This window comes from Streptomyces odontomachi (genome assembly GCF_024435355.1).
In the GTDB taxonomy this organism is placed as follows: Bacteria; Actinomycetota; Actinomycetes; order Streptomycetales; family Streptomycetaceae; genus Streptomyces; species Streptomyces odontomachi.
Genome location: NZ_JAMJWG010000021.1, coordinates 1 through 22,970 on the forward strand (window position 1 = coordinate 1; position 22,970 = coordinate 22,970).

The window sequence follows — 22,970 nt, forward strand, 5'->3', positions numbered from 1 at the left end:
GGTCCTTCGTTCGGATCACCAGGCCGGTCGTGCGGCTTCAGCGGGCCGGTTCCGTGCCGTGGCCGGCGTGGGCCGCGTCCTGCGCCGGCGTCGTGCCGCTGAAGGGGAACTCGCGCAGCTTGCGCCAGGCTCCGTCGGCGCCCTGCTCGTAGAGGGCGAACCCGGTGCAGGGCCACTGCGCCTCGTAGTGCGCCAGCTCCTCGAACGCGCGGTCCATCGCCGCTTCCTCGATGCCGTGCGCCACGGTGACGTGGGGGTGGTACGGGAACTGGAGCTCGCGTGCGACGGGGCCGGACGGGTCCCGTACCCGGTCCTGCAAGCAGGTGCACTCGTCCGCGCCTTCGACGACCCGCACGAACACCACGGGTGACAGCGGCCGGAAGGTGCCCGTGCCGGACAGCCGCATCACGAAGGGCCGGCCGGCGTCCGCGACGTCCGCCAGGTGGGTCTCGATCCCCGGCAGCGCCGCCGCGTCGACCTCGGTGGGCGGCAGCAGGGTGACGTGGGTGGGGATACCGGCGGCCGCGGCGTCACCGAAGCCGGCCCGCCGCTGCTGGAGCCGGCTGCCGTATGGCTCCGGGACCGCGATCGACACACCGATCGTTACGGTCCCCACGTCGTACTCCTGTCTCGTGTTGCCGGGCGGGTGGCGCGTCGGACGGTGCGCCCCGCCGGGCGGAGGTGGTGCGCCGGTGCTCGGGCCGGTCGGGCCGCGGCCCGTGGTGACGGGCTGCGGCCCGGACGGCGGAAGGGCACACCGGAGCCTCGGACGGCCCGCGCGACGGGCCCTCTTCGACTGTACGGCGGCGCGCGTCAGTGCTTGGCGGGCAGGAAGCCCACCCTCTCGTAGGTCTGGGCCAGGGTCTCCGCGGCGACGGCACGGGCCTTCTCGGCGCCTTCGGCCAGGATCGCGTCGAGCGTCTCCGGGTCGTCCAGGTACTGCTCGGTGCGCTCCTTGAAGGGTGTCACGAACTCGATCATCGCCTCGGCGACGTCCGTCTTGAGCGCGCCGTAGCCCTTGCCCTCGTACCGCTTCTCCAGGTCGGCCAGGGAGGCGCCGGTGAGGGTGGAGTGGATGGTGAGGAGGTTGCTGACGCCCGGCTTGTTCTCGACGTCGAAGCGGATCTCGGTCCCGGTGTCGGTGACCGCACTCTTGATCTTCTTGGCGGTGGCCTTGGGCTCGTCCAGGAGGTTGATCAGGCCCTTCGGGGTGGACGCCGACTTGCTCATCTTGATCGTCGGGTCCTGGAGGTCGAAGATCTTCGCGGTCTCCCTGAGGATGTACGCCGCCGGGACGGTGAACGTCGCGCCGTACCGACCGTTGAAGCGCTCGGCCAGGTCGCGGGTGAGCTCGACGTGCTGGCGCTGGTCCTCGCCGACGGGCACCTGGTCGGCCTGGTAGAGCAGGATGTCGGCGACCTGGAGGATCGGGTACGTGAACAGGCCCACGCTGGTGCGCTCCGCGCCCTGCTTGGCCGACTTGTCCTTGAACTGCGTCATCCGGCCGGCCTCGCCGAAACCGGTCAGGCAGTTCATGACCCAGGCGAGCTGGGCGTGCTCGGGGACGTGGCTCTGCACGAAGAGGGTGCAGCGCTGCGGGTCGAGACCGGCCGCCAGCAGCTGGGCCGCGGCGAGCCGGGTGTTGGCCCGCAGCTCGGCGGGGTCCTGCGGGACCGTGATCGCATGCAGGTCCACGACCATGTAGAACGCGTCGTGGGAGTCCTGTAGCGCCACCCACTGGCGCACCGCGCCGAGGTAGTTGCCGAGGTGGAACGATCCCGCGGTGGGCTGGATCCCGGACAGCACACGGGGCCGGGAGCCCGGTGCGGACTGGTTCGGCCGCGACTGGTCGTGGGCGGCGAGTGGGTGGTCGGTGGCCATGCCCCCCATTCTCTCATCCCGGCCGTGCCCGCATGGCTGCCTCGTCCCAGCCGCCTCGGCACGACCGGACGCGGGGCGCCCCCGAGATGACCGGATGCGGGGCGCCCGAAGGGACGCACCGCATCCGGTCCGGGGCGCTCGCTCAGGAGGTCGCCGCACCCAGGCCCGGCGCCGGGAACGCCCGCATCAGGTCCGCCACCTCGGCCCTGATCTTGGTCAGGGCCGCCTCGTCCTCCGTGCGGGCCGCGGCGACCGCACGGTCGATCCACTCGGCGACGACGGGCATGTGCGCGGCGGACAGGCCGCGTGAGGTGAGCGACGGCGTACCGATCCGGATGCCGGAGGGGTCGAACGGCTTGCGCGGGTCGTAGGGCACCGTGTTGTAGTTCACGACGATCCCGGCCCGGTCGAGGGCCTTCGCCGCGACCTTCCCCGGCACGTCCTTGGGCGTCAGGTCGATCAGGATCAGATGGTTGTCGGTGCCGCCGGAGACCAGCTCGAAGCCGCGTTCGCCCAGCTCGGCGGCGAGCGCCTGCGCGTTGCCGACGACCGCGTGGGCGTACTCCCGGAAGTCGGGGCGTGACGCTTCGTGCAGGGCGACGGCGATGGCGGCCGTGGTGTGGTTGTGCGGGCCGCCCTGGAGGCCGGGGAAGACCGCCTTGTCGATGGCCTTGGCGTGCTCCTGCTTGGACATCAGCATCGCGCCACGCGGCCCGCGCAGCGTCTTGTGCGTGGTCGTGGAGATCACGTCGGCGTGCGGCACCGGCGACGGGTGCGCGCCGCCCGCGATCAGGCCGGCGATGTGGGCGATGTCGGCGACCAGCACCGCACCGCACTCCCGGGCGATCTCCGCGAACGCGGCGAAGTCGATGGTGCGCGGCAGCGCGGTGCCACCGCAGAAGATCAGCTTGGGGCGTTCCGCGAGGGCCAGCTCGCGCACCTGGTCGAAGTCGATGCGCCCGGTGTCGCGCCGCACGCCGTACTGCACGCCGCGGAACCACTTGCCGGTCGCCGAGACGCCCCAGCCGTGCGTGAGGTGGCCGCCCATCGGCAGCGCCATCCCCATCACGGTGTCGCCGGGCTCGGCGAAGGCGAGGTAGACGGCCAGGTTCGCGGGGGATCCCGAGTACGGCTGGACGTTGGCGTGGTCGACGCCGAACACGGCCTTGGCGCGGTCGACCGCGAGCCGCTCGATGGGGTCGATGTTCTGCTGGCCCTCGTAGTAGCGGCGGCCGGGGTAGCCCTCGCTGTACTTGTTCGTGAGGACGGTGCCGGTGGCCTCCAGGACGGCCGCGGAGACGTAGTTCTCGCTGGGGATCATCCGCAGGGTGTCGGCCTGGAGCGCCTCCTCGGCACCGATCAGGGCCGCCAGCTCGGGGTCCTGGGATGCGAGTACCGGGTGGGCGGGAGGCACCGGCTCGGCGCGATGCGCCGGGGTGGACGGGGCGGCGGAAGCGGCTTGGCTGGGCGGGAAGGGCATGGCGTCGTCCTTAAGGGGGCGAGCGGTCGGTGTCCGGTCGTGGCCCCGGGGCGCCCAGGCGGGCGGCGCCCCGGGCTTGGTTCCGGGGTGCCCCACCCGGAAGCACCCGGGAGGCCTGGCACCTCGAAGCGTCAGCCCCGGCACGGCTCCCCCAGGGTCGCTTCCCTGTGCGCCAGTCGCCGTGCACAAAAGACAGCCTAGCCAGCGGGGCCGCGGCTTGTCCCGTAACGGCCGGCGGGAGATCGCAGAACATCAGCGCGGAGATTGCGAAACATCAGCGCGGATCTTCTGGCGACGTTCGCGCTGACATTCCACTGACGTTCCCCTGACCTTCCAACCGGCCCTCCGACTGACCTTCCCATGGCACGCGCCAGAATCCACACAAGCCGGCCATCCTCCACCCACTCATCGACATACCGCATTCCTCGAACCACTCACAGGACATTCATAGGGAAATCATCGGGCATTCATCGGACACGCCCAGGTAACCGCCAGGAACGGCTGTTAAGGCGAGCATCGAAACGACGCAAGGAACCACGTTTCCGCAGGTAGAAGCGGTCACGGTTCCGCTTAACCCATTAATAATCGCTGATTTTCAATTAACTTGAATCTCAGCGAAAACGGCTTTTCAGCCCGGCGGGACGACGTAACGTTTTCCATGTCGCAGCCGGCGCGACACGGCTGAATCAGCACAGCAGGCCAAACCGCCGCACGGGCTGAATCAGCACACCAAGGAAATGGAACGTCACCTCTCAAGGAGCAGAGCATGAGTGCCTTCAGCAAGATCCTCCCTGGCAAGCCGAAGAAGCAGCACCCCAAGCCGCCGAAGCAGCACGCCAAGGCGCACTGCAAGCGGGCCAAGGGTGCGGACAAGAGGCGTCCCCGTCCCATCGGCCGCTGACGCACCGGCCATCCGGGGGATGACACCGGTCGGAGGCGGGCCCGCACGCGGGTCCGCCTCCGGCGCGTTCCGGGCCGGGTTCGGGAATCGCCCCCCGGTCACGTCAGGAGAACAGCACCCATGAACCCTCGCGACGACCACCCCACCATGCAGCTGCGCACACCGGCACCGACGGAGACGGCGGCAGACACCGCGGCAGATACAGCGACAGAAACAGCTACAGAAACAGCTACAGAGGAGACTCCCGGGTCTTCCGGGTCTCCCGGACCGCCCCGGGTCGCGCTTCGCAAGGCCTTTCGTCGTTTCTGGCCGTTGACCGCGGGCGATCGCCTCCAGCTCGCGCTGGTCTGCGCCTGCGCGGTGCTGGCGGCGCTCGCCGAGACCGCCGGCATCCTGCTGTTCGGGCGGCTGACGGACGACGCGCTCACGGCGGGCTCGGTCAGCGCCTTCTGGGGGCCGGCGGGGGTGTGGCTGGTGGTGGCGGTCGCCGGGGCCGTCGTCGGGTACCTGGGCAACTCGCTGGCGGTCCGGGCCGCGGAGCGGTTCGTGCGGCGGCTGCGGGCGAAGGTCTTCGCGCATGTGCAGCGGCTGCCTCCGCATGTCTTCCAGCGGTACCGGCAGGGTGACCTGGTAGAGCGGCTGACGGGCGACGTGGAGGCCATCGAGCAGCTGGCCGTCTCCGGGGTGGTGCAGGGCGCCGCGGCCGGCTTCGGCGTGCTCTTCTACGGGGTCGCCGCGCTCTGGCTGCGCTGGGACCTGGCGGTGGCCACGTTCCTGCTGGTGCCGGTGTTCTGGGTGGCGGCCCGGCGGTTCTCCGGGCGGCTGGGGTCCGTGGCGCGCCGGGAACGGGCCGCCGACGGTGCGATCACCGCGGTCGTCGAGGAGGCACTGGAGAACGTCGTGCTCACCCAGGCGTACCACCGGTATCGCGCGGAGGAGCGGCGGCTGGACCGGGAGGCGCGGGCCTGGCTGCACGCAAGCGTCACCGGTGCGCGGCTGAGCGAGTTGTACGAGCAGCTGGTCGAGGTGATCGAGACGGTGTGCGTGCTGGCGGTCATCGGCCTGGGGGCGTGGGAGATCTCCGCGGGGCGCATGACGCTGGGGCAGCTGCTCTCGTTCGCCGGGTTCCTCGGGTACCTGTATCCGCCGGTCCGTTCGCTCGGCCAGCTCGGGCTGACGGCGACCGCGGCGACCGCCGCCGCCGAGCGCCTCCTGGAGCTGCTCGACACGCCGCCCGCGGTGACCGATCCCCCGGCTGCCCCGAACCTCCCGCATCCCGCGGGCGTGACCGGGGTGCCGCCGCGGCGCGCCGTGGGACGGCTGGACGTCCGCGGCGTCGGCTTTTGCTACCCGGGCAGCGCGCGGGCGGCCCTCAGCGACGTGACGTTCCGGGCCCGACCGGGTGAGCTGGTCGTCGTCACGGGACCCAGCGGGGCCGGCAAGTCGACCCTGGCCGCGCTGCTGCCGCGCTTCTACGACCCCACCAGGGGCACCGTCTGCCTGGACGGCCGTCCGCTGTCCGCCCTGCCGCTCGCCGAGCTGCGCACGCACATCACCCTGCTGCCGCAACGCACCCTCGTCCTGCACGACACCGTGCGCGAGAACATCGCCTGCGGGCGACCGGGCGCGACGGACGCGGAGATCGTCGCCGCCGCCGAGGCCGCCGACGCGCACGGGTTCGTCCGGGCGCTCCCCCAGGGGTACGACACGGTCGTCGCGCCGCACGCCGCCCGGCTCTCCGGCGGCCAGTTGCAGCGCATCGCCATCGCGCGGGCCATGCTCCGCGACGCACCCGTCCTGGTCCTCGACGAGCCGACCACCGGCCTGGACGGGCTTGCGGCGCAGCGGGTGCTCGGGCCGCTGCGCCGGCTGGTGGCGGGGCGCACGACGCTGGTGATCACCCATGACCTCACGCTGGCGCCGTTCGCCGACCAGGTGCTCGTACTGGCCGACGGGCGGCTGGCCGAAACCGGTACCCATGCCGGGCTGCTCGCCGAGGGCGGTCTGTATGCCCGGCTGTACGCGGCGCAGCACCCGGGCCCGCTTCGTCCGGATGCGCCCGTCATGGGGGTGGATCACCCGGGCGGGTGGCGCACGGACCCACAGGTTGCCCCGCTGCGAAAGGTTTCTTCCTGAGTCCGATGAGCGACGATAGAAACGGGCCACAAGCCCACCTCGTGACGGAAGAAATGAAACGGAGACCCCGTGAGCGCGACCGACACGCACATCGCCGCGACCGAGAAGCACAGCGCGCACAACTACCATCCGCTGCCCGTCGTCGTGGCCGAGGCCGACGGTGCCTGGATGACGGACGTGGAAGGGCGCCGTTATCTGGACATGCTGGCCGGGTACTCCGCACTGAATTTCGGCCATCGCCATGCGCGGCTGATCGAGGCGGCCAAGACCCAGCTGGACCGGGTGACGCTGACGTCACGGGCGTTCCACCACGACCAGTACGCGGAGTTCTGCGCCCGTCTCGCCGAGCTGTGCGGCATGGAGATGGTGCTGCCGATGAACACCGGCGCTGAGGCCGTGGAGACCGCCATCAAGACGGCGCGCAAGTGGGGCTACCGCGTCAAGGGCGTGCCCGAGGGCACCGCCCAGGTGATCGTCGCGAGCAACAACTTCCACGGGCGCACCACGACCATCGTCAGCTTCTCCACCGACCCCGAGGCACGCGCGGACTTCGGCCCGTACACGCCCGGCTTCACGATCGTGCCGTACGGCGACGTGGCCGAGCTGCGTGCGGCGTTGACCGAGCACACGGTCGCGGTGCTGCTGGAGCCCATCCAGGGCGAGGCCGGGGTGCTGGTGCCGCCGGCCGGCTATCTCGACGAGGTGCGCAGGCTGACCCGTGAGCGGAACGTGCTCTTCATCGCGGACGAGATCCAGTCGGGCCTCGGCCGCACGGGACGCACGTTCGCCTGCGAGCACGAGGGCGTCGTACCGGACATGTACATCCTGGGCAAGGCGCTGGGCGGCGGGGTGGTGCCGGTGTCCGCCGTCGTGTCGTCCCGCGAGGTGCTGGGCGTCTACCAGCCGGGCGAGCACGGGTCGACGTTCGGCGGGAACCCGCTGGCGTGCGCCGTCGCGTTGGAGGTGCTGGCGATGCTGCGCACCGGCGAGTACCAGCAGCGCGCCGCCGAGCTCGGCGACCATCTCCACCAGGAGCTGGGGCTGCTCGCCGGCACCCCGGGCGGCCCGGTCCTCCAGGTGCGCGGGCGCGGTCTGTGGGCCGGCATCGACATCGACCCGGTGCACGGCACCGGTCGGCAGATCTCCGAGAAGCTGCTGGAACGGGGTGTCCTGGTCAAGGACACGCATGGCTCCACCATCCGCCTCGCGCCCCCGCTGGTGATCAGCAAGGAGGACCTGGACTGGGGGCTCGAGCAGGTCCGGGAGGTGCTGGGACGCTAGCGCCCCGATCGGTTCGGGGCCCGGCGACGCAGGTCCGGGCCCCGGACCGGGTGGTTCCGTGGCACTCCGGCGGTCGAATTGGCCCAGGAAACTGGCCCGGAAGTGGCCCATGGGCCTGGGCTATTCGGCGCCTACGCTCAAGGGCATGACCACGCACGACACGACGAGTCCCACCCCTCAGGACACCGCGGCCGGGGTCGAGCGCGCCCCCGTGCGGGGGCCCCGGATGCGCTGGCCCCAGCTGGCACCCGACGTCTACAAGGCCATGGTCCAGCTGGACACGGCGTCCCGGCAGGGCGTCGACCCCGTACTCCTCGAACTGGTGCGGATCCGCACCTCCCAGCTCAACCACTGCGCGTCCTGTATCGACATGCACACCAAGGACGCGTTGGCGGCCGGCGAGAGCGTCCAGCGGATCATGCAGCTGAGCGCCTGGAAGGAAGCCCAGCACTTCTACACGGAGAGGGAACTGGCGGCTCTCGAACTCACCGAGTCGATCACCGTCCTGACCGACGACTTCGTGCCGGACGAGGTGTACGAGTGGGCCGCCATGCACTTCGACGAGACCGAGCTGGTCCAGCTCATCGCCGCGATCACGGCGATGAACGCCTGGAACCGGTTCAACGTGGCCGCGCGTACGGTGGCCGGCCGCTACCAGCCGGGGGACCACTCGTGACCGCCCGCACCACCTACCTCGACGGCACGGTACGCGCCTCGATGCGGGCGCTGAGCGCCGCGGCGAAACAGGGCTTCGGCGAGCCCGCCCTCGCCGAACTCGTCCAGATCCGCGCCTCCCAGCTCAACCACTGTGCGTTCTGCCTCGACATGCACCTGGAGGTCGCGCGGCGGCACGGGGTGAGCCAGGCGCAGCTCGATCTGCTGAGCGCCTGGGAGGAGGCGCACGACGTCTTCGACGTGCGGGAACGGGCCGCGCTCGCCCTGACGGAATCGCTCACCCTCCGGATCGATGGGGGCCGCTCCCGGGCCTTCGGCTCTGGAGGAGGTTTCGTGCCGGACGAGGTGTACGAGCAGGCCGCCGAGCACTTCGACGCGCCCCAGCTCGCGCACCTCATCGGGCTGATCGTCGCCATCAACAGCTGGAACCGGCTGATGGTCAGCCGGCGGATCCCGGCGGGGAGTACCGCGTGGTGAGCACGCGAGACGGCATGATCGACGGGGGTCACCCGTGACGGGTGACGACCAGTGGCGAGTGACGACTAGTGACGAGTGGCGAGTGACGACCAGTGGCGAGCGAGGAGTTCCGACGGTGAGCAAGGTCAACACGTTCCGCGCCCTGCACCACGGCAGGCTGCCGGACGACCCGCTGATCCTCCCCGGCCCGTGGGACGCGGCCAGTGCACGCGTCCTCGCGGACGCCGGGTTCGCCGCGCTGGCGACGCCCAGCGCAGGGGTGGCCGCCTCGCTCGGGTACGAGGACGGGGCCACCCCCGCCGACGAGATGTTCGCGGCGATCACCCGGATCGTGCGGGCCGTGGACGTGCCGGTGTCCGCGGACATCGAGGACGGGTACGCGCTGCCGCCGAAGGAGCTGGTGGAGCGGCTGCTGGAGACCGGCGCCATCGGTTGCAACCTGGAGGACTCCAGCGGCGGCACCCTCAAGGACCCCGCGCAGCACGCGGACTGGCTGGCCGAGGTGCGCGCGGCCGCCGGCGACCAGCTGTTCCTCAACGCCCGTATCGACGTCTTCGTCCACGGCGACGGCGACCCAGCGGACGCCGTCGACCGCGCCGCGCGCTATGTCGCCGCAGGGGCCGACTGCGTCTATCCGATCGCGGCACCGGCGGACGTGCTGCCGCTGCTGCGGTCCGGGATCGAGGGGCCGCTGAACGTGCTCCACCGGGTGAGCGGCGGCGGTCCCTCGCTCGCCGGGCTCGGTGAGCTGGGCGCCACCCGTGTCACGTTCGGGCCGGGCCTCCTGCGGCTGACCATGGCCGCGCTACGGGACTTCGCGGCCGACCCCGAGTGACCGTTCGCCCTGCGCGGGCGCCGTGGGGTGACGCACGTCAGGGCAGCCACTTCCGCCACTTCGACGGGTGGCTGTCCACCCATTTCTTCGCCGCCTGTTCGGGCGTCAGCTTCTGGTCGGCGATCAGCAGGGAGACCTCGTTCTGGTCCTCGGTCGTCCACCGGAAGTTCCTCAGGAACGCCGCCGCCTTGCCGCCGTCCCTGGCGAAGTTCGCGTTCAGGTACTTCTGGAGCGGCGTGTGCGGATACGCGCAGGCCACCTTCTTCGGGTCGGTGTCGCACCCCGTCTTGTACGGCGGCAGCTTCACCTCGGTCATCGGGACCTTCTTGGAGAGCCACTGCGGCGTGTACCAGTAGGTGAGGAAGGGCTTGTGCTCCTTCGCGAACTGTCTCATCTGGGTGATCTGTGCCGCCTCGGAACCGGCGAAGACCACCTGGTAGTTCAGCTTCAGGTTCTTCACCAGCGCCTTGTCGTTGGTGACGTACGACGGCGAGCCGTCCATCAGCTGGCCCTTGCCGCCGCTTTCGGCGGTGCGCAGCTGCCGGGCGTACCGGTCGAGGTTCTTCCAGTTCGTGACGTCGGGGTGCTGCCGGGCGAAGTACGTCGGCACGAACCAGCCGATGTGGCCGGTGACGCCGAGCCCGCCGCCGCGTGCGATGGTCTTCTTGTCCTCGACGTACCGCTGCTCCTGCTCGGGGTGGCCCCAGTCCTCCAGGATGGCGTCGACCCGGCCCTGGCTGAGCGCGTCCCAGGCGGGCACCTCGTCGACCTGGACAGTGTCGACGCGGTAGCCGAGCCGGTGCTCCAGGAGGTACTTCGCCACGGCGACGTTGGACTGCGCACCCACCCAGGACTGCACGGAGAGCGTCACGGTCCGGGCGCCCTCGGCATTGGCGAACGGCGAGGTCTGCTTGGTCATGTCCGCGGCGCCGCACCCCGTGAGCACGGTCAGGGCGGCCGCGGTGAGCCATGCGGTGACCGCGGTGCGTCCGGCACCTGCCCTGGTGCGGCCCGGCTGCGTCCGTGTTCCGCGCACGCGCGGTGTGGCGGGCATCTCAGGCTCCCTTCCCTGCGCGCCGCCCGGTGGGCTGGGTGACGCGGTCGAGCATCAGGCCCAGGCAGACGATGGCCACGCCCGCCACCAGGCCGGTCGCCAGGTCGCCCTGGGCGAGGCCGAACACCACGTCGTAGCCGAGCGCGCCACCGCCGACCAGGCCGCCGATGATGACGACGGCGAGCACCAGCACCACGCCCTGGTTCACGGCCAGCAGCAGCGCCGGGCGGGCCAGCGGCAGCTGCACCTGGCGCAGCTGCTGGGTGCCGGTGGCGCCCAGCGAACGTGCCGACTCCAGTGCCGCGGGGTCGACGCCCCGCAGCCCCTGGGTGGTGATCCGGACGACGGCGGGCAGCGCGTAGATCACGGCGGCACAGGCCGCGGGGGCACGGCCGACGCCGAACAGCGCCACGACCGGGATCAGGTAGACGAACTGCGGCATGGTCTGGAAGACGTCGAGCACCGGCCTGAGCCAGCGTTCGAGACGGGCGCTGCGGGCGGCCGCCACACCGACGGCGAATCCGAGCACCAGGGTCACCGCGACCGCCGCGAGCACCTGGGACAGCGTGTCGAGCGACGGCCCCCACACGCCCAGCACCCCGACGGCGGCCATCGCCAGGACGGCGGTGAGCGCGGTGCGCCAGGTACCGATCAGCCAGGCCAGCGCGGCCACGATCAGCAGCACCGACCACCAGGGCAGCCACAGGAGCCCGGAACGCAGCGGGTCCAGGATCCAGGTCGTGAAGCGCGCCGCCCAGTCGGCGGTGCCGCCGACGTAGGGGACGCCCGTGTAGAGGTGGCCGGTCATCCAGTCGACGGCGCGGTTGACCGGCTCGGCGATGTCCACCGCCCAGGAGCCGGGCCACTCCCGATGGCCGGCGAGGCGCGCCGCGACCGCAGCGGCGACGGTGAGCAGCGCCATGCAGACGATGAGCAGCCAGCCGGGCCGGCCGTGCCGCAGCCGCCGGGCGGCCGGTCCCGGCCCGGTGCCACCGCCCGCCTGCGCACCGCTCGCCTCGGCACCGTCCGCCGGGTCTCCGGCGCCGCCGAGCCGTTCCCCCGCCGCGGCCGTGGTGCGGTCCAGGACGACGGCGAGCAGCACGATCGGGATGCCGGCGGTGAGCGCGGCGCCGACGTCGACGGAGGCGAGGGCCTGGTAGACGCGGTCACCGAGGCCGCCGGCGCCGATCACGGACGCGATCACGGCCATGGAGAGCGCCATCATGATCGTCTGGTTGACGCCGAGCAGCAGCTCGCGCCGGGCCAGCGGCAGCCGGGCGGTCACCAGCCGCTGCCAGGCGTTCGCGCCCAGCGAGGCGACCGCCTCCATCACGCCCCGGTCGGCGTCGCGCAGTCCGAGCGCGGTCAGCCGGGCCATCGGGGGTGCCGCGTAGACGACCGTGGCGAGCACGGCGGCCGGCACGCCGATGCCGAAGATCAGCACCACCGGCAGCAGATACGCGAACGCGGGCAGCACCTGCATGGTGTCCAGCACCGGCCGCAGCGCCCGGAACAGCCGTTCCGAGAGCCCGCCCGCGAGCCCGAGCACCCCGCCGACCAGCACCGAAGCCAGCACCGCCACCACCATCAGGGCGAGCGTCTGCATGGTCGGCACCCACATGCCGAGCCAGCCGCACACCCCGAACGCCACGACGGTGGTGAGCGCCAGCCGGACGCCCGCGAGCCGCCAGGCGATCAGGCAGGACCCGGCCGTCACGCCCGCCCAGCCGGCGGCGAGCAGCGTCAGGTAGACGATCCGCACGCAGAACACCACGGCGCCCGAGACATAGCCGAAGAAGTACAGGAACAGCGGGTGGCTGTCGCGGTTGTCGATGATCCAGTCGCTGGCCCGCTCCAGCGGCCCCGAGACGTCGACGGTCAGCGCGTGCGGCCAGGCGGCGCCCGACCAGCGCGCCGTGGCGAGCGGTACCAGCACGGCCGCGAGGACGGCGAGGACCAGCAGCTTTGCGGCGGCACGGCGCCGCGCGTGGTCGGTGACCGGCGCGAGCAGCCCGGCGGGCGGGGCCTGGGCGGTGGGCGTGGTGGTGGCGGCCATCGTCATCCCACCCCCCGGCCGCTGCCGGCGGCGTTCCCGGAGCCGTGCGCGGAGCCGTTGCGCGCGATCACGTTCAGCAGCCGCTCGTGGTCGACGATGCCGAGGCAGCGCCCGTCCTCCATCACCCGGACCGGGAACCCGGTGCCGGCCACCGCCTCGATGGCCTCGGAGACGGTGGCCCCGGGGGCGATCTCGGGGCCGCGGTCGCGCTCGTCGGGGTCGGCGGGGCGCATCGCGTTGCGTACGGTCAGCACCTGCTCGCGCGGCACGTCACGGACGAAGTCGCGTACGTAGTCGTCGGCGGGCGAGCCGACGATCTCCTCGGGGGTGCCCAGCTGCACGATGCGGCCGTCGCGCATCAGCGCGATGCGGTCACCGAGGCGCAGCGCCTCGCTGAGGTCGTGGGTGATGAAGACCATGGTGCGGCCCTCGGCGCGGTGCAGCCGGACGACCTCCTCCTGCATGTCCCGCCTGATCAGCGGGTCCAGCGCGCTGAACGGCTCGTCGAAGAGCAGCACCTCGGGGTCGACGGCAAGCGCCCGGGCAAGACCGACGCGCTGCTGCTGGCCGCCGGAGAGCTGCGCCGGCCGGCGCAGCTCCATGCCGTCGAGACCCACCTTGGCGACCATCTCGGCGGCACGCGCGCGGCGTTCGGCGCGCGAGACGCCCTGGATCTCCAGGCCGTAGGCGACGTTGTCCAGCACGGTGCGGTGCGGCAGCAGCCCGAAGTGCTGGAAGACCATGGCGGCACGGTGCCGGCGCAGCGCACGGAGCCGGGTCCGGTCCATGGCGCGCACGTCCTCGCCGTCGATCGCGATCGATCCGGCGGTCGGCTCGATGAGCCGGGTCAGACAGCGCACGAGGGTGGACTTGCCGGACCCGGACAGGCCCATGACGACGAAGACCTCGCCCTTGTGCACCGTGAAGGACACGTCGCGCACGGCGGCGGTGCACCCTGTGCGGGTACGCAGCGCGGCCGGGTCGAGCCCGGCCAGGTCCGGGTCGGCCGGTACGCGGTGCGGCTTGGGCCCGAAGACCTTCCACAGCCCGTGGACGGAGAAGACGGGCGGTTCGCCGGCGTCCGCGCCTGCGGCGCCCGGCGCGCCCGGAAGGGGCGCGGGGAACTGCGCGCGCAACCCGCCACCGGCCGGTGGTCCGGACACGGCAGAAACAGCCCCTTTCGGCCGGTGACGACCCGCAGGGTCGTTCGTGGCCGGTCGCGCCCCCGCTGCGGAGCCGTATATGTCACGATCCCGCGCCCCTTCCGGGGCACCGGAACCGTCGGGGATACCGGAACCCTCCGGGGCACCGGAACCGTAGGGGACACCCGAACCCTCCGGGGCACCGGAACCGTTGGGGAGTCGGGAGGGGGCCATCACGCTTCGCCTCCCACCAGTTCGGCGCCGCGTTCCCCGACCATCAGCACCCCGATCATCGGGTTGACGGCGGGCAGCGTCGGGAAGACGGAGGCATCCGCGATGCGGATGCCGTCCAGGCCGCGGATGCGTAGTTCGGGGTCGACCACGGCGGCCTCGTCGTCCGCCGCGCCCATCCGGCAGGTGCCGGCCGGGTGGTAGACGGTGTGCGCCACCTGGCGGGCGTACGCGCTGAGCTCGTCGTCGCCGGTCACCTCGGGACCGGGGCACACCTCGTGGTTCAGCCAGCCGGCGAGCGGTTGGGTGCGGGCGATCTGCCGGGCGATCCGGATCCCGTCGACGAGCGTACGGGCGTCGTAGTCGGCCTCGTCGGTGAAGTAGCGGAAGTCCAGGGCGGGCTTGTCCTCGGGGTCCGCGCTGGTCAGGTAGAGCCGGCCGCGGCTCTTCGCCTTGGGGATGTTCGGGGTCATCGACACGCCGTGCTCCGGGCGCTGGTAGCCGAGCCGCTCGGGGTTGTCGGTGAACGGGATCTGGTAGAAGTGGAACATCAGGTCGGGGCCCGGGTGGTTCGGGTCGCGGCGTACGAACAGGCCCGCGTCACTGTCCATCGCGGAGTTCTCCGGGATCGGGCCGTTCGTCTCCCAGACGATCACCGACTCCGGGTGGTCGAGCAGGTTCTCGCCGACTCCGGGCAGGTCGTGCACCACCGGTATACCGAGGGCCGCCAGGTCCTTGGCGGGGCCGATACCGGAGAGCAGCAGCAGCCGCGGGGAGTCCACGGCGCCCGCGCACAGCAGCACCTCGCGCCGCGCCCGCACCAGCTCCTCGGTGCCGTCCTCGGTGCGCACGTGGACGCCCGTGACGCGGGTGCCGTCCAGTTCCAGGCGGTACGCCCGGGTCTGAAGCATCAGGTGCAGGTTGGGCCGTGCCAGGTAGGGGTGCAGGTACGCCACCGACGCGCTGGAGCGCTTGTTGGTCTCGGGGTGGTAGGCCAGGTCGAAGAAGCCGACGCCCTCGGTGAACGGCTTGCGGTTGAACCCCTCCACGTGCGGCACGCCCACCGCGGACTGCGCGGCCGTGACGAAGTCACGCGCGATCGGGTTCCGGTCCTCCTCGCCCACCGGCACGATGTTGTTCTTCAGGCGTGCGAAGTACGCCTCCATCTGCACCGCGCCCCAGCCGGTGGCGCCGGCACGCTCCCACTCGTCCCAGTCGGACGGCAGCGGCTTGAAGGCGATGAGGGTGTTGTGCGACGAGCAGCCGCCGAGCACCCGGGCCCGGCTGTGCAGGATGTGCGAGTTGCCGCGTGGCTGCTCGGTGGTCGGGTAGGCGTAGTCGAGATCGCCGCCGAGCAGCCCCATCCAGCGGCGCAGGGTCAGCACTTCGGGGCGGTCGACGTCGCTGGGGCCGCCCTCGATGACGGCGACCTCGGTGTCGATGTTCTCGGTGAGCCGGGAGGCGAGCACGGATCCGGCGGTGCCGCCTCCGATCACGACGTAGTCGTACTCGGGCATGGTCAGTTGCTCCTTGGGCGGGCGGGACGTGCGCCTGTCAGGGGTGCCGGGCACGTTCCGCGTGGGGGTGAGGGCGCATGGGCCGCGCGCCACGGCCCGGTGCCCGGGGATCGGCCGGCCTCGTCCGGCGCGTGGCCGCTGCCGGTGCTCAGCCGGCGAACCATCGCACCGGCCGCGGCGCCAGGTTCTGGTACACGTGCTTGGTCTCGCGGTACTCGGCGAGCCCCGCCGGGCCCAGCTCGCGGCCCACGCCCGACTTGCCGAAGCCGCCCCACTCCGCCTGCGGCAGATAGGGGTGGAAGTCGTTGATCCACACGGTGCCGTGCCGCATCCGGCGCGCGACCCGGCGGGCGCGACCCGCGTCCGCCGTCCACACGGCGCCCGCCAGGCCGTACTCGGTGTCGTTGGCGAGTGCCACGGCCTCGTCCTCGTCGGTGAAGGTCTCGACGGTCAGCACGGGTCCGAACACCTCCTCGCGCACCACCCGCATACCGCGGTGGCACCGGTCGAGCACGGTCGGCTCGTAGAAGTAGCCGGTGGCGGGGCGGACCTCGGACGGCGGCGGGACCTTGCCGCCGGTGCGCAGCACGGCGCCCTCGGCGAGCGCCGACGCCACGTGGTCCGCGGTCCTCTCGCGCTGCGCGGCGGAGATCATGGGCCCGCACTCGACGCCGTCCGCGGTGCCGCGGCCGAGCCGGATCAGCGCCGCCCGGCGGGCCAGTTCGGCCACGAACCGGCTCCGTACGGACTCCTCGACGATCAGCCGGCCGCCGGCCGAGCAGACCTGGCCGCTGTGGATGAACGCGGCGTTGAGCGCCTGGTCGACGGCGGTGTCGAAGCCCTCGTCGGTGGCGCAGGCGTCGGCGAAGACCACGTTCGGGTTCTTGCCGCCGAGTTCGAGCGCCACCTTCTTCACGCCGGCCGCGGCCAGCTCGGCGACCTTGACGCCGCTGACCAGGCCGCCGGTGAACGACACCAGGTCCACGCCGGGGTGCGCGGCGAGCCGGGCGCCGACCGGGTCACCGGGGCCGGTCACGATGTTCGCGACACCCGCCGGCAACCCGGCCTCGGTGAGCAGCCGGACGAGTGCGACGGTGCTGAGCGGGGTGATCTCACTCGGCTTGATCACGAAGGTGTTCCCCGCGGCGAGCGCCGGGGCGATCTTCCAGCTGGCCTGCAACAGCGGGTAGTTCCACGGTGTGATGAGCGCGCAGACTCCGACGGGTTCATGGACGACGACGCTGTGCACGGTGGCCGAACCGGTGTCGACGACCCGGCCGGCGTCCTCCGCGCCCACCAGGTCGGCGTAGTAACGGAAGGCGTCGGCGACGCAGTCGACGTCGGCGCCGCCCTCCGCGAGGGTCTTGCCGGTGTCGTGGCTCTCCAGCAGTGCGAGTTCCGCGCGGCCCGCGGTGAGCAGCGCGGCGGCCCGGTGCAGCAGCGCGGCACGTTCGGCGGGCGGGGTGTGCGGCCACGGGCCCGCGTCGAAGGCGGCCCGGGCGGCCGCCACGGCGTCGTCCGCGTCCTCGGCGCCGGCCTCGGGGACCCGCGCGAGCGTGCTGCCGTCCGCCGGGTCGACGATCTCGCGCGCCTTCCCGGAACGGGCCGCGCGCCACTCGCCTCCGACGTGGATGCCGTGCTCGGCACGCACGCGCAGGTGGTGGTCCGCATCTGCGTGGATGCGCTGGTCTGCACCCACGTGGATGCTCTGGTCTGCGGACACGTTCCGTACGCCTTCCGTTGCACTCTGCTGTGAACCTGCCGCCGGCCGGTCCTCACTGCGGCCGTGAGCTTGTTCCCGCGGTGGCCGAAACCATGCGGAATCCATGACGGAACGTATGCCGTATCACTGCGAGTGCGGCCCGCGGACCAGGAACTTACGCTGAGGATTGCCGAGGACACGGCAGTCCAGGAGGTGGTGTGATGACCGGAACGTCGCCCACGGGGCCGCGGCGCGACGCCCGACGGACACGCAGGCTGGCCGGCTACGGCCTGCTGGCCGCGGCGGGCTGCACCGGCCTCGCCGTGCTGGTCGTGCCCGCGGCATCCACCGGCGCAGGAGCCGCCCCGGCCGGTGCGTCCCGGCCCGTCCCGGCCGGCGCGCTCGCCACCGGCAGCGACAACGGCATCGAGCAGCAGAGCGCCCGGACCATCGCCGCCCGGGCGAGAAAGGCCATGCTCGACGCCGACTCCCTGCACGCCCGGCTCACCGACAGGCGGGCCCGCACCGGCACCCACCGCCCCTCGGCGCTGGACGTCACGCTGGACCGGCACGGCAACTGCACGGGGAAGGTGACCCTCGGCCAGGGCGGCAGCGTGCAGGTGATCAAGCGCGGCAACGAGGTCTGGGTACGGCCCGACCAGCAGTTCTGGAAGTCACAGGTGTCGTCCACGGCGGCCCGCGCAATCACCCGGGTACTGGGCGACCGCTACGTGCGCGGCAACGTGCACGACGCCCTGCTGAAGCGCGCGGCCCGGTTCTGCGACCTGGACACCTTCGACCGGGAGATCAAGGGCGCCAGCACCGGCGCCAACGCCCTGCACAAGGGCAAGCCGACCACGGTCTCCGGCACCCGCACCGTCCCCCTGACCGGTCGGCGGGACGCCAGGTCGGTGTCGCTCTGGGTCGCGGCCGAGGGCACCCCGTACCCGCTCAAGGCCACGGCACAGGACAGCCACCGGACCGTGACCACCACCCTGGACGCCTTCAACCGACCGGTCCCGTCGGCCACTCCGTCCGCCGGCGACTCGGTGGACGTGGCCAAGTTGAAGGAGCAGCTGCCGGGTTAGCGGGCCGGCTGCCGGGTTCATAGGGGCGCGGGGAACTGCGCGACAAGCCACGACGAGACCGTCAGGTCGTCACCGTCCCGGTGGGGCCGTCTCTGTCGTGTCCGGACCACCGACCGGTGAGGGCTGGTCGCGCAGTTCCCCGCGCCCCTTATTGGCGCCTTCGGCGCCACTCGCGGCGGAGCCGCATATCGGCAGACCCGCGCCACCTTGCGGGCGCGTTCGTCAGATCAGGCCGAGCGAGCGGACCGCCTCGCGCTCCTCCGTGAGCTCCTTGACGGAGGCGTCGATGCGGGGGCGGGAGAAGTCGTTGATCTCCAGGCCCTGGACGATCTCGTACCGGCCGTCCTCGGTGGTCACCGGGAAGGACGAGATCAGGCCCTCGGGGACGCCGTAGGAACCGTCCGACGGCACGGCCATGGAGGTCCAGTCGCCGTCCGCGGTGCCGTTGACCCAGGTGTGGACGTGGTCGATGGCGGCGTTCGCAGCGGAGGCGGCGGAGGAGGCGCCGCGTGCCTCGATGATGGCGGCGCCGCGCTTGGCGACGGTCGGGATGAACTCCTCGGCCAGCCACTTCTCGTCGTTCACGGCCTCGGCGGCGCTCTTGCCGGCGATCGTGGCCTGGAAGATGTCCGGGTACTGGGTGGCGGAGTGGTTGCCCCAGATGGTCAGGCGCTTGATGTCGGCGACGGAGGATCCGGTCCGCTTGGCGAGCTGGGTCAGCGCGCGGTTGTGGTCGAGCCGGGTCATCGCGGTGAACCGCTCGGCCGGCACGTCCGGGGCCGCGGCCTGGGCGATCAGGGCGTTGGTGTTGGCCGGGTTGCCCACCACGAGGACCTTGACGTCGTCCGCCGCGTGGTCGTTGATGGCCTTGCCCTGCGGCTTGAAGATGCCGCCGTTGGCCTCCAGCAGGTCACCGCGCTCCATGCCCTTCGTACGCGGGCGGGCGCCCACGAGCAGCGCCACGTTGGTGCCGTCGAACGCGACGTTCGGGTCGTCGCTGATGTCGATGCCGGAGAGCAGCGGGAAGGCGCAGTCGTCCAGTTCCATGGCGGTGCCCTCGGCGGCCTTCAGGGCCGGGGTGATCTCCAGCAGTCGCAGCCGGACCGGCACGTCCGCGCCGAGCAGCTGGCCGGAGGCGATGCGGAAGAGCAGTGCGTAGCCGATCTGGCCGGCCGCGCCGGTGACGGTTACGTTCACAGGAGTGCGGGTCATGGCGTTCTCCGTAGGACAGCTGGCGGACGATCTCTCGGCGTCAAGAGATCTGGTGGTCAGGCTATCGCGCCGGATACGGAGCAGCAGCGCAGGGCGGACGGTGTGGCCTGGCCCACAGCCCCGCACCCCGCGCGCAAACGGCGGCCGTCCTCGCCCGAGGGAGGAGGCGAGGACGGCCGCCGTCGGGATCGACCGATCCCGTGGGGGTACCGTGCGCGTTCCCCCGTTCGGCAGGTCCATGCCCAACTGCGGTGACTTTCCTGTGCACATGCGGAGACGTCGACACCGGGGCACGTCAACAGCGTTGTGCACGTCTCGTTGCGAGGCGCTGACCTGGTAGCGGAATGGCAACCTCCGCGCTACGGCGCCCTGACAGCCCTTGCTCTGCCCCCCGCCCGTCCATGAACCTATGGGAAACGGCCGACGGGCAAGCAGTACGCACGCGGTACACCGGCAGTACGCAAACCTGCGTACCCGGGTACGGACGCGGTATCACGGGGGAGCCCACACGGCCGGCGCGCCGGCTACGGCACGGCGCCGCACGAACGACGGCGCCCGTCCTTCATCGGGGGAGAGGACGGGCGCCGTCTTTCGTCTTCGCTCAGCTCATCGTTCCGCCTGCGCTCAGCTGCTCTCCATGCACTCAGCTGATCGTGTAGTGCAGGGTGTCGTCCAGGAACGGGATCTCCAGCAACGGATGCGGCTGCGCCATCAGCGCCAGCAGGGTTATGACGACGCCCAGTACCCCGTACGTGACCATGTCCGTGAAGCGGGAGCGCACCGCCAGCATGCCCACCGACGGCAGCGCCCAGCGCAGCACCGCACCCGCCATGAGCGCCAGCCCGACCAGCAGGGTGCCGGCCCTGAACAGGTCGAACGCGGTCAGCAGCAGCCCGAGGGCGCCTACCGCGAGCACCGCGATGAGCGGCCACTGCCGGGCCGAGGCCGGGGCGTCACCGGGCGCGGCACGGCCGCCGCCCTCGGGCCGTGCGGTGTCCCGGGTGAAGCGCGGGAAGCGCCGCGAGGGGCGCGCCGGAGCCGTCGCCCCGGACGGGCCGCCGTCCACCGCCTCCAGGCCGCCGTCCACCGTCGCCGGGGCGGCATCAGCCGTCGCCGGGGCGGCGTCCGCTGCCGGCCCGGATCCGTCGTGCGTGTGGTCCCGTTCGGTCGGCTCAGTCGGCACGGTGTGCACCCTCCGCGTTGCGCTCGGCCGCCTCGACCACGTTGACCAGGAGCTGGGCACGCGTCATGGGGCCCACGCCGCCGGGGTTCGGGGAGATCCAGCCGGCGACCTCGGTGACCCCGGGGTGCACATCGCCGACGATCTTGCCGTGCTCGTCACGCGAGACCCCGACGTCGAGCACGGCGGCGCCCGGCTTGACGTCCGCCGGCTTGATCAGGTGCGGCACCCCGGCGGCGGCCACGATGATGTCGGCGCGCCGCAGATGCCCCGACAGGTCACGGGTGCCGGTGTGGCACTGGGTCACGGTGGCGTTCTCGGAGCGGCGGGTGAGCAGCAGCGGCATGGGGCGGCCGATGGTGACACCGCGGCCGACCACGACCACGTCGGCGCCCTTGATCTCCACGCCGTGCTGCCTCAGCAGCCGGATGATCCCGAACGGGGTGCAGGGCAGCGGCGCCGGTACGCCCAGCACGAGGCGGCCGAGGTTCGTCGGGTGCAGGCCGTCGGCGTCCTTGTCGGGGTCCATCAGCTCCAGGACGCGGTTCTCGTCGATGCCCTTGGGCAGCGGCAGCTGGACGATGTAGCCGGTGCACGCCGGATCGTCGTTGAGCTCGCCGACGACCGCCTCGATCTCCTCCTGGGTGGCGGTCGCCGGCAGTTCGCGCTGGATGGAGGCGATGCCGACCTGGGCGCAGTCGCGGTGCTTGCCCGCGACGTACTTCTGGCTGCCCGGGTCGTCACCGACCAGCAGGGTGCCGAGACCCGGAGTGATGCCCCGCTCCCTGAGGGCCGCCACGCGGGCGGCCAGGTCGGACTTGATCGCGGCTGCGGTGGCCTTGCCATCGAGAATCTGGGCGGTCATGCCCTCATCCTCCCGGATGAGGAGCCCTTGGTTCCAATCCGTGTCGGGTACCGGACAGCGCCGGCTCCGACACGGCCCGGACCCGGCACGGAACGGGCGGCACGGAAAGCGGCACGGAGAGACAGGGATCACAGGAGGGGCCGGAGGGGCGGGAGCCAAGATCGACGAGATTGCACTTGCACAACACATGCGGGATACCGCTGGACAATCTGGCTATCTCTTCATCACGATGGTCCGCGCAGTACCGCGGACAGTGCCGGGGGGACGGGCCGCCTCTGTAGTTCTCCTTCCTCCTTAGCAAGCCGCGATCGTCCCCGCGCTTCCGACGGAGGAACACCACCTCATGAGTTTCGGCGATCCGAACAATCCCTACGGGCAGCAGCCACAGCAGCCCCAGCAGCCCCCGGGCGGCCAGCCCAACTACGGCTACCCCCAGCAACCGCAGGGCCAGCCGGGCCAGCCGGGCTACGGCTACCCGCAGCAGCCGCAGGGCCAGCCCGGATACGGCTACCCCCAGCAGCAGCCGGGCCAGCCCGGTCAGCCCGGCTACGGCTACCCGCAGTACCCGCAGGCGCCCGGCACCCTCCAGGCGAACAACGGCCTGATCAACATCGGTTACCTGGGCACCGTCCAGCTGGCGACCATGGGGCAGCGGTTCCTCGCCCGGCTGGTGGACGGGGTGATCCTCGGCGCGGTCTTCTCGATCATCCTGTTCGGCGGGTTGGCCGGCACGATCGGCATCGGCTCCAGCACCGTGGACGACTGCGATCCGAACTCGCCGGACTACTACTCCTGCCTGAACGACCAGACCGACAAGGCGATGGGCGGCCTCGCCGCGTTCTTCCTGATCATCGCCATACTCGCCGGCCTGATGCTGCTCTACGAGTGGCTGATGATCGGCATCACCGGTGCCACGCTCGGCAAGCGCGCCCTCGGTCTGCGCGTCGTGCGGGAGACCACCGGTGAGGTGCCGGGCATCGGCGCGGCCTTCATCCGCTACATCATCCCGATCGTCGGCGCGTTCCTCTGCTACATCGGGGCCCTGCTCGTCTACCTGTCGCCGTTCTTCGACAACACCGGCAAGCTGCAAGGCTGGCACGACCGGGCGGCCGGCACGCTGGTCATCAAGAAGTAGCCGGCAGGCCGCAGCCCACCGCCTTTCGACAGGCGAACCGGCAAACAGGCAAACAAGAGGGACAAGCAAGACAGGCAGCGAGGCCCGGCCGGAAGTTCCGGCCGGGCCTCGCTGCGTTGCGA

Annotated in this window: 19 protein-coding genes; 8 read left to right on the forward strand and 11 right to left on the reverse strand. The window is 71.8% G+C overall.

Annotated features, from left to right (window positions below; genetic code table 11):
- Positions 1–37 precede the first annotated feature (37 nt).
- From NQO67_RS33205 to glyA, 3 genes are all read right to left on the reverse strand, one after another.
- Positions 38–616, reverse strand: coding sequence for a 2'-5' RNA ligase family protein (locus tag NQO67_RS33205; protein WP_255954093.1), 579 nt, complete (start codon positions 614–616; stop codon positions 38–40).
- 197 nt (positions 617–813) lie between these two features.
- Positions 814–1,881: a tryptophan--tRNA ligase gene (trpS, locus tag NQO67_RS33210; protein WP_305126595.1), complete on the reverse strand. Its 1,068-nt coding sequence runs from the start codon at positions 1,879–1,881 to the stop codon at positions 814–816.
- Between the two features lie 142 nt (positions 1,882–2,023).
- Complete coding sequence (gene glyA, locus NQO67_RS33215) at positions 2,024–3,361, reverse strand: serine hydroxymethyltransferase (protein ID WP_255954094.1); 1,338 nt, start codon at positions 3,359–3,361, stop codon at positions 2,024–2,026.
- 766 nt (positions 3,362–4,127) lie between these two features.
- Here glyA and NQO67_RS33220 point away from each other — a divergent pair.
- From NQO67_RS33220 to NQO67_RS33245, 6 genes are all read left to right on the forward strand, one after another.
- Positions 4,128–4,262, forward strand: coding sequence for a hypothetical protein (locus tag NQO67_RS33220; protein WP_255954095.1), 135 nt, complete (start codon positions 4,128–4,130; stop codon positions 4,260–4,262).
- Between the two features lie 312 nt (positions 4,263–4,574).
- Positions 4,575–6,398, forward strand: coding sequence for an ABC transporter ATP-binding protein (locus NQO67_RS33225; protein ID WP_255954096.1), 1,824 nt, complete (start codon positions 4,575–4,577; stop codon positions 6,396–6,398).
- Positions 6,399–6,467: 69 nt separating this feature from the next.
- A complete protein-coding gene (gene rocD, locus NQO67_RS33230) occupies positions 6,468–7,679 on the forward strand; it encodes an ornithine--oxo-acid transaminase (RefSeq protein WP_255954097.1) in 1,212 nt (403 codons plus the stop codon).
- A 145-nt stretch (positions 7,680–7,824) separates the two neighbouring features.
- Positions 7,825–8,355, forward strand: coding sequence for a carboxymuconolactone decarboxylase family protein (locus NQO67_RS33235; RefSeq protein WP_255954098.1), 531 nt, complete (start codon positions 7,825–7,827; stop codon positions 8,353–8,355).
- A complete protein-coding gene (locus NQO67_RS33240; protein ID WP_255954099.1) occupies positions 8,352–8,831 on the forward strand; it encodes a carboxymuconolactone decarboxylase family protein in 480 nt (159 codons plus the stop codon). The genes NQO67_RS33235 and NQO67_RS33240 overlap by 4 nt, the downstream gene beginning before the upstream one ends.
- 115 nt (positions 8,832–8,946) lie before the next feature.
- Positions 8,947–9,666: an isocitrate lyase/PEP mutase family protein gene (locus tag NQO67_RS33245; RefSeq protein WP_255954100.1), complete on the forward strand. Its 720-nt coding sequence runs from the start codon at positions 8,947–8,949 to the stop codon at positions 9,664–9,666.
- Positions 9,667–9,703: 37 nt separating this feature from the next.
- Here the strand turns inward: NQO67_RS33245 and NQO67_RS33250 are convergent, their stop codons facing one another.
- From NQO67_RS33250 to NQO67_RS33270, 5 genes are all read right to left on the reverse strand, one after another.
- Complete coding sequence (locus tag NQO67_RS33250; RefSeq protein WP_255954223.1) at positions 9,704–10,585, reverse strand: ABC transporter substrate-binding protein; 882 nt, start codon at positions 10,583–10,585, stop codon at positions 9,704–9,706.
- A 136-nt stretch (positions 10,586–10,721) separates the two neighbouring features.
- On the reverse strand, positions 10,722–12,776 hold the full coding sequence (locus NQO67_RS33255) for an ABC transporter permease (protein ID WP_255954101.1): 2,055 nt from the start codon (positions 12,774–12,776) through the stop codon (positions 10,722–10,724).
- Positions 12,777–12,778: 2 nt separating this feature from the next.
- Complete coding sequence (locus NQO67_RS33260; protein WP_374119224.1) at positions 12,779–13,912, reverse strand: quaternary amine ABC transporter ATP-binding protein; 1,134 nt, start codon at positions 13,910–13,912, stop codon at positions 12,779–12,781.
- Positions 13,913–14,151: 239 nt separating this feature from the next.
- Positions 14,152–15,666 carry a GMC family oxidoreductase gene (locus tag NQO67_RS33265; RefSeq protein WP_255954102.1) on the reverse strand — a complete coding sequence of 505 codons (1,515 nt, stop codon included), beginning with the start codon at positions 15,664–15,666 and terminating at the stop codon, positions 14,152–14,154.
- 148 nt (positions 15,667–15,814) lie between these two features.
- Complete coding sequence (locus NQO67_RS33270) at positions 15,815–17,317, reverse strand: aldehyde dehydrogenase family protein (RefSeq protein ID WP_255954225.1); 1,503 nt, start codon at positions 17,315–17,317, stop codon at positions 15,815–15,817.
- Between the two features lie 272 nt (positions 17,318–17,589).
- Here NQO67_RS33270 and NQO67_RS33275 point away from each other — a divergent pair, with 272 nt between their 5' ends.
- Positions 17,590–18,456, forward strand: coding sequence for a hypothetical protein (locus tag NQO67_RS33275; protein WP_255954103.1), 867 nt, complete (start codon positions 17,590–17,592; stop codon positions 18,454–18,456).
- A 222-nt stretch (positions 18,457–18,678) separates the two neighbouring features.
- Here NQO67_RS33275 and NQO67_RS33280 read toward each other — a convergent pair whose 3' ends face one another.
- The 3 genes from NQO67_RS33280 to NQO67_RS33290 all read right to left on the reverse strand — a co-directional run bounded on the left by NQO67_RS33280 (position 18,679) and on the right by NQO67_RS33290 (position 21,713).
- Positions 18,679–19,668: a malate dehydrogenase gene (locus NQO67_RS33280; protein ID WP_255954104.1), complete on the reverse strand. Its 990-nt coding sequence runs from the start codon at positions 19,666–19,668 to the stop codon at positions 18,679–18,681.
- Positions 19,669–20,311: 643 nt separating this feature from the next.
- Entirely contained in the window at positions 20,312–20,851 is a 540-nt protein-coding gene (locus NQO67_RS33285; RefSeq protein ID WP_374119221.1) for a DUF3017 domain-containing protein, read from the reverse strand.
- Entirely contained in the window at positions 20,841–21,713 is an 873-nt protein-coding gene (locus NQO67_RS33290) for a bifunctional methylenetetrahydrofolate dehydrogenase/methenyltetrahydrofolate cyclohydrolase (RefSeq protein WP_255954105.1), read from the reverse strand. The genes NQO67_RS33285 and NQO67_RS33290 overlap by 11 nt, the downstream gene beginning before the upstream one ends.
- Before the next feature lie 343 nt (positions 21,714–22,056).
- Between NQO67_RS33290 and NQO67_RS33295 the strand changes: the two genes are divergently transcribed.
- Positions 22,057–22,848: an RDD family protein gene (locus NQO67_RS33295; RefSeq protein WP_255954106.1), complete on the forward strand. Its 792-nt coding sequence runs from the start codon at positions 22,057–22,059 to the stop codon at positions 22,846–22,848.
- Positions 22,849–22,970 lie beyond the last annotated feature (122 nt).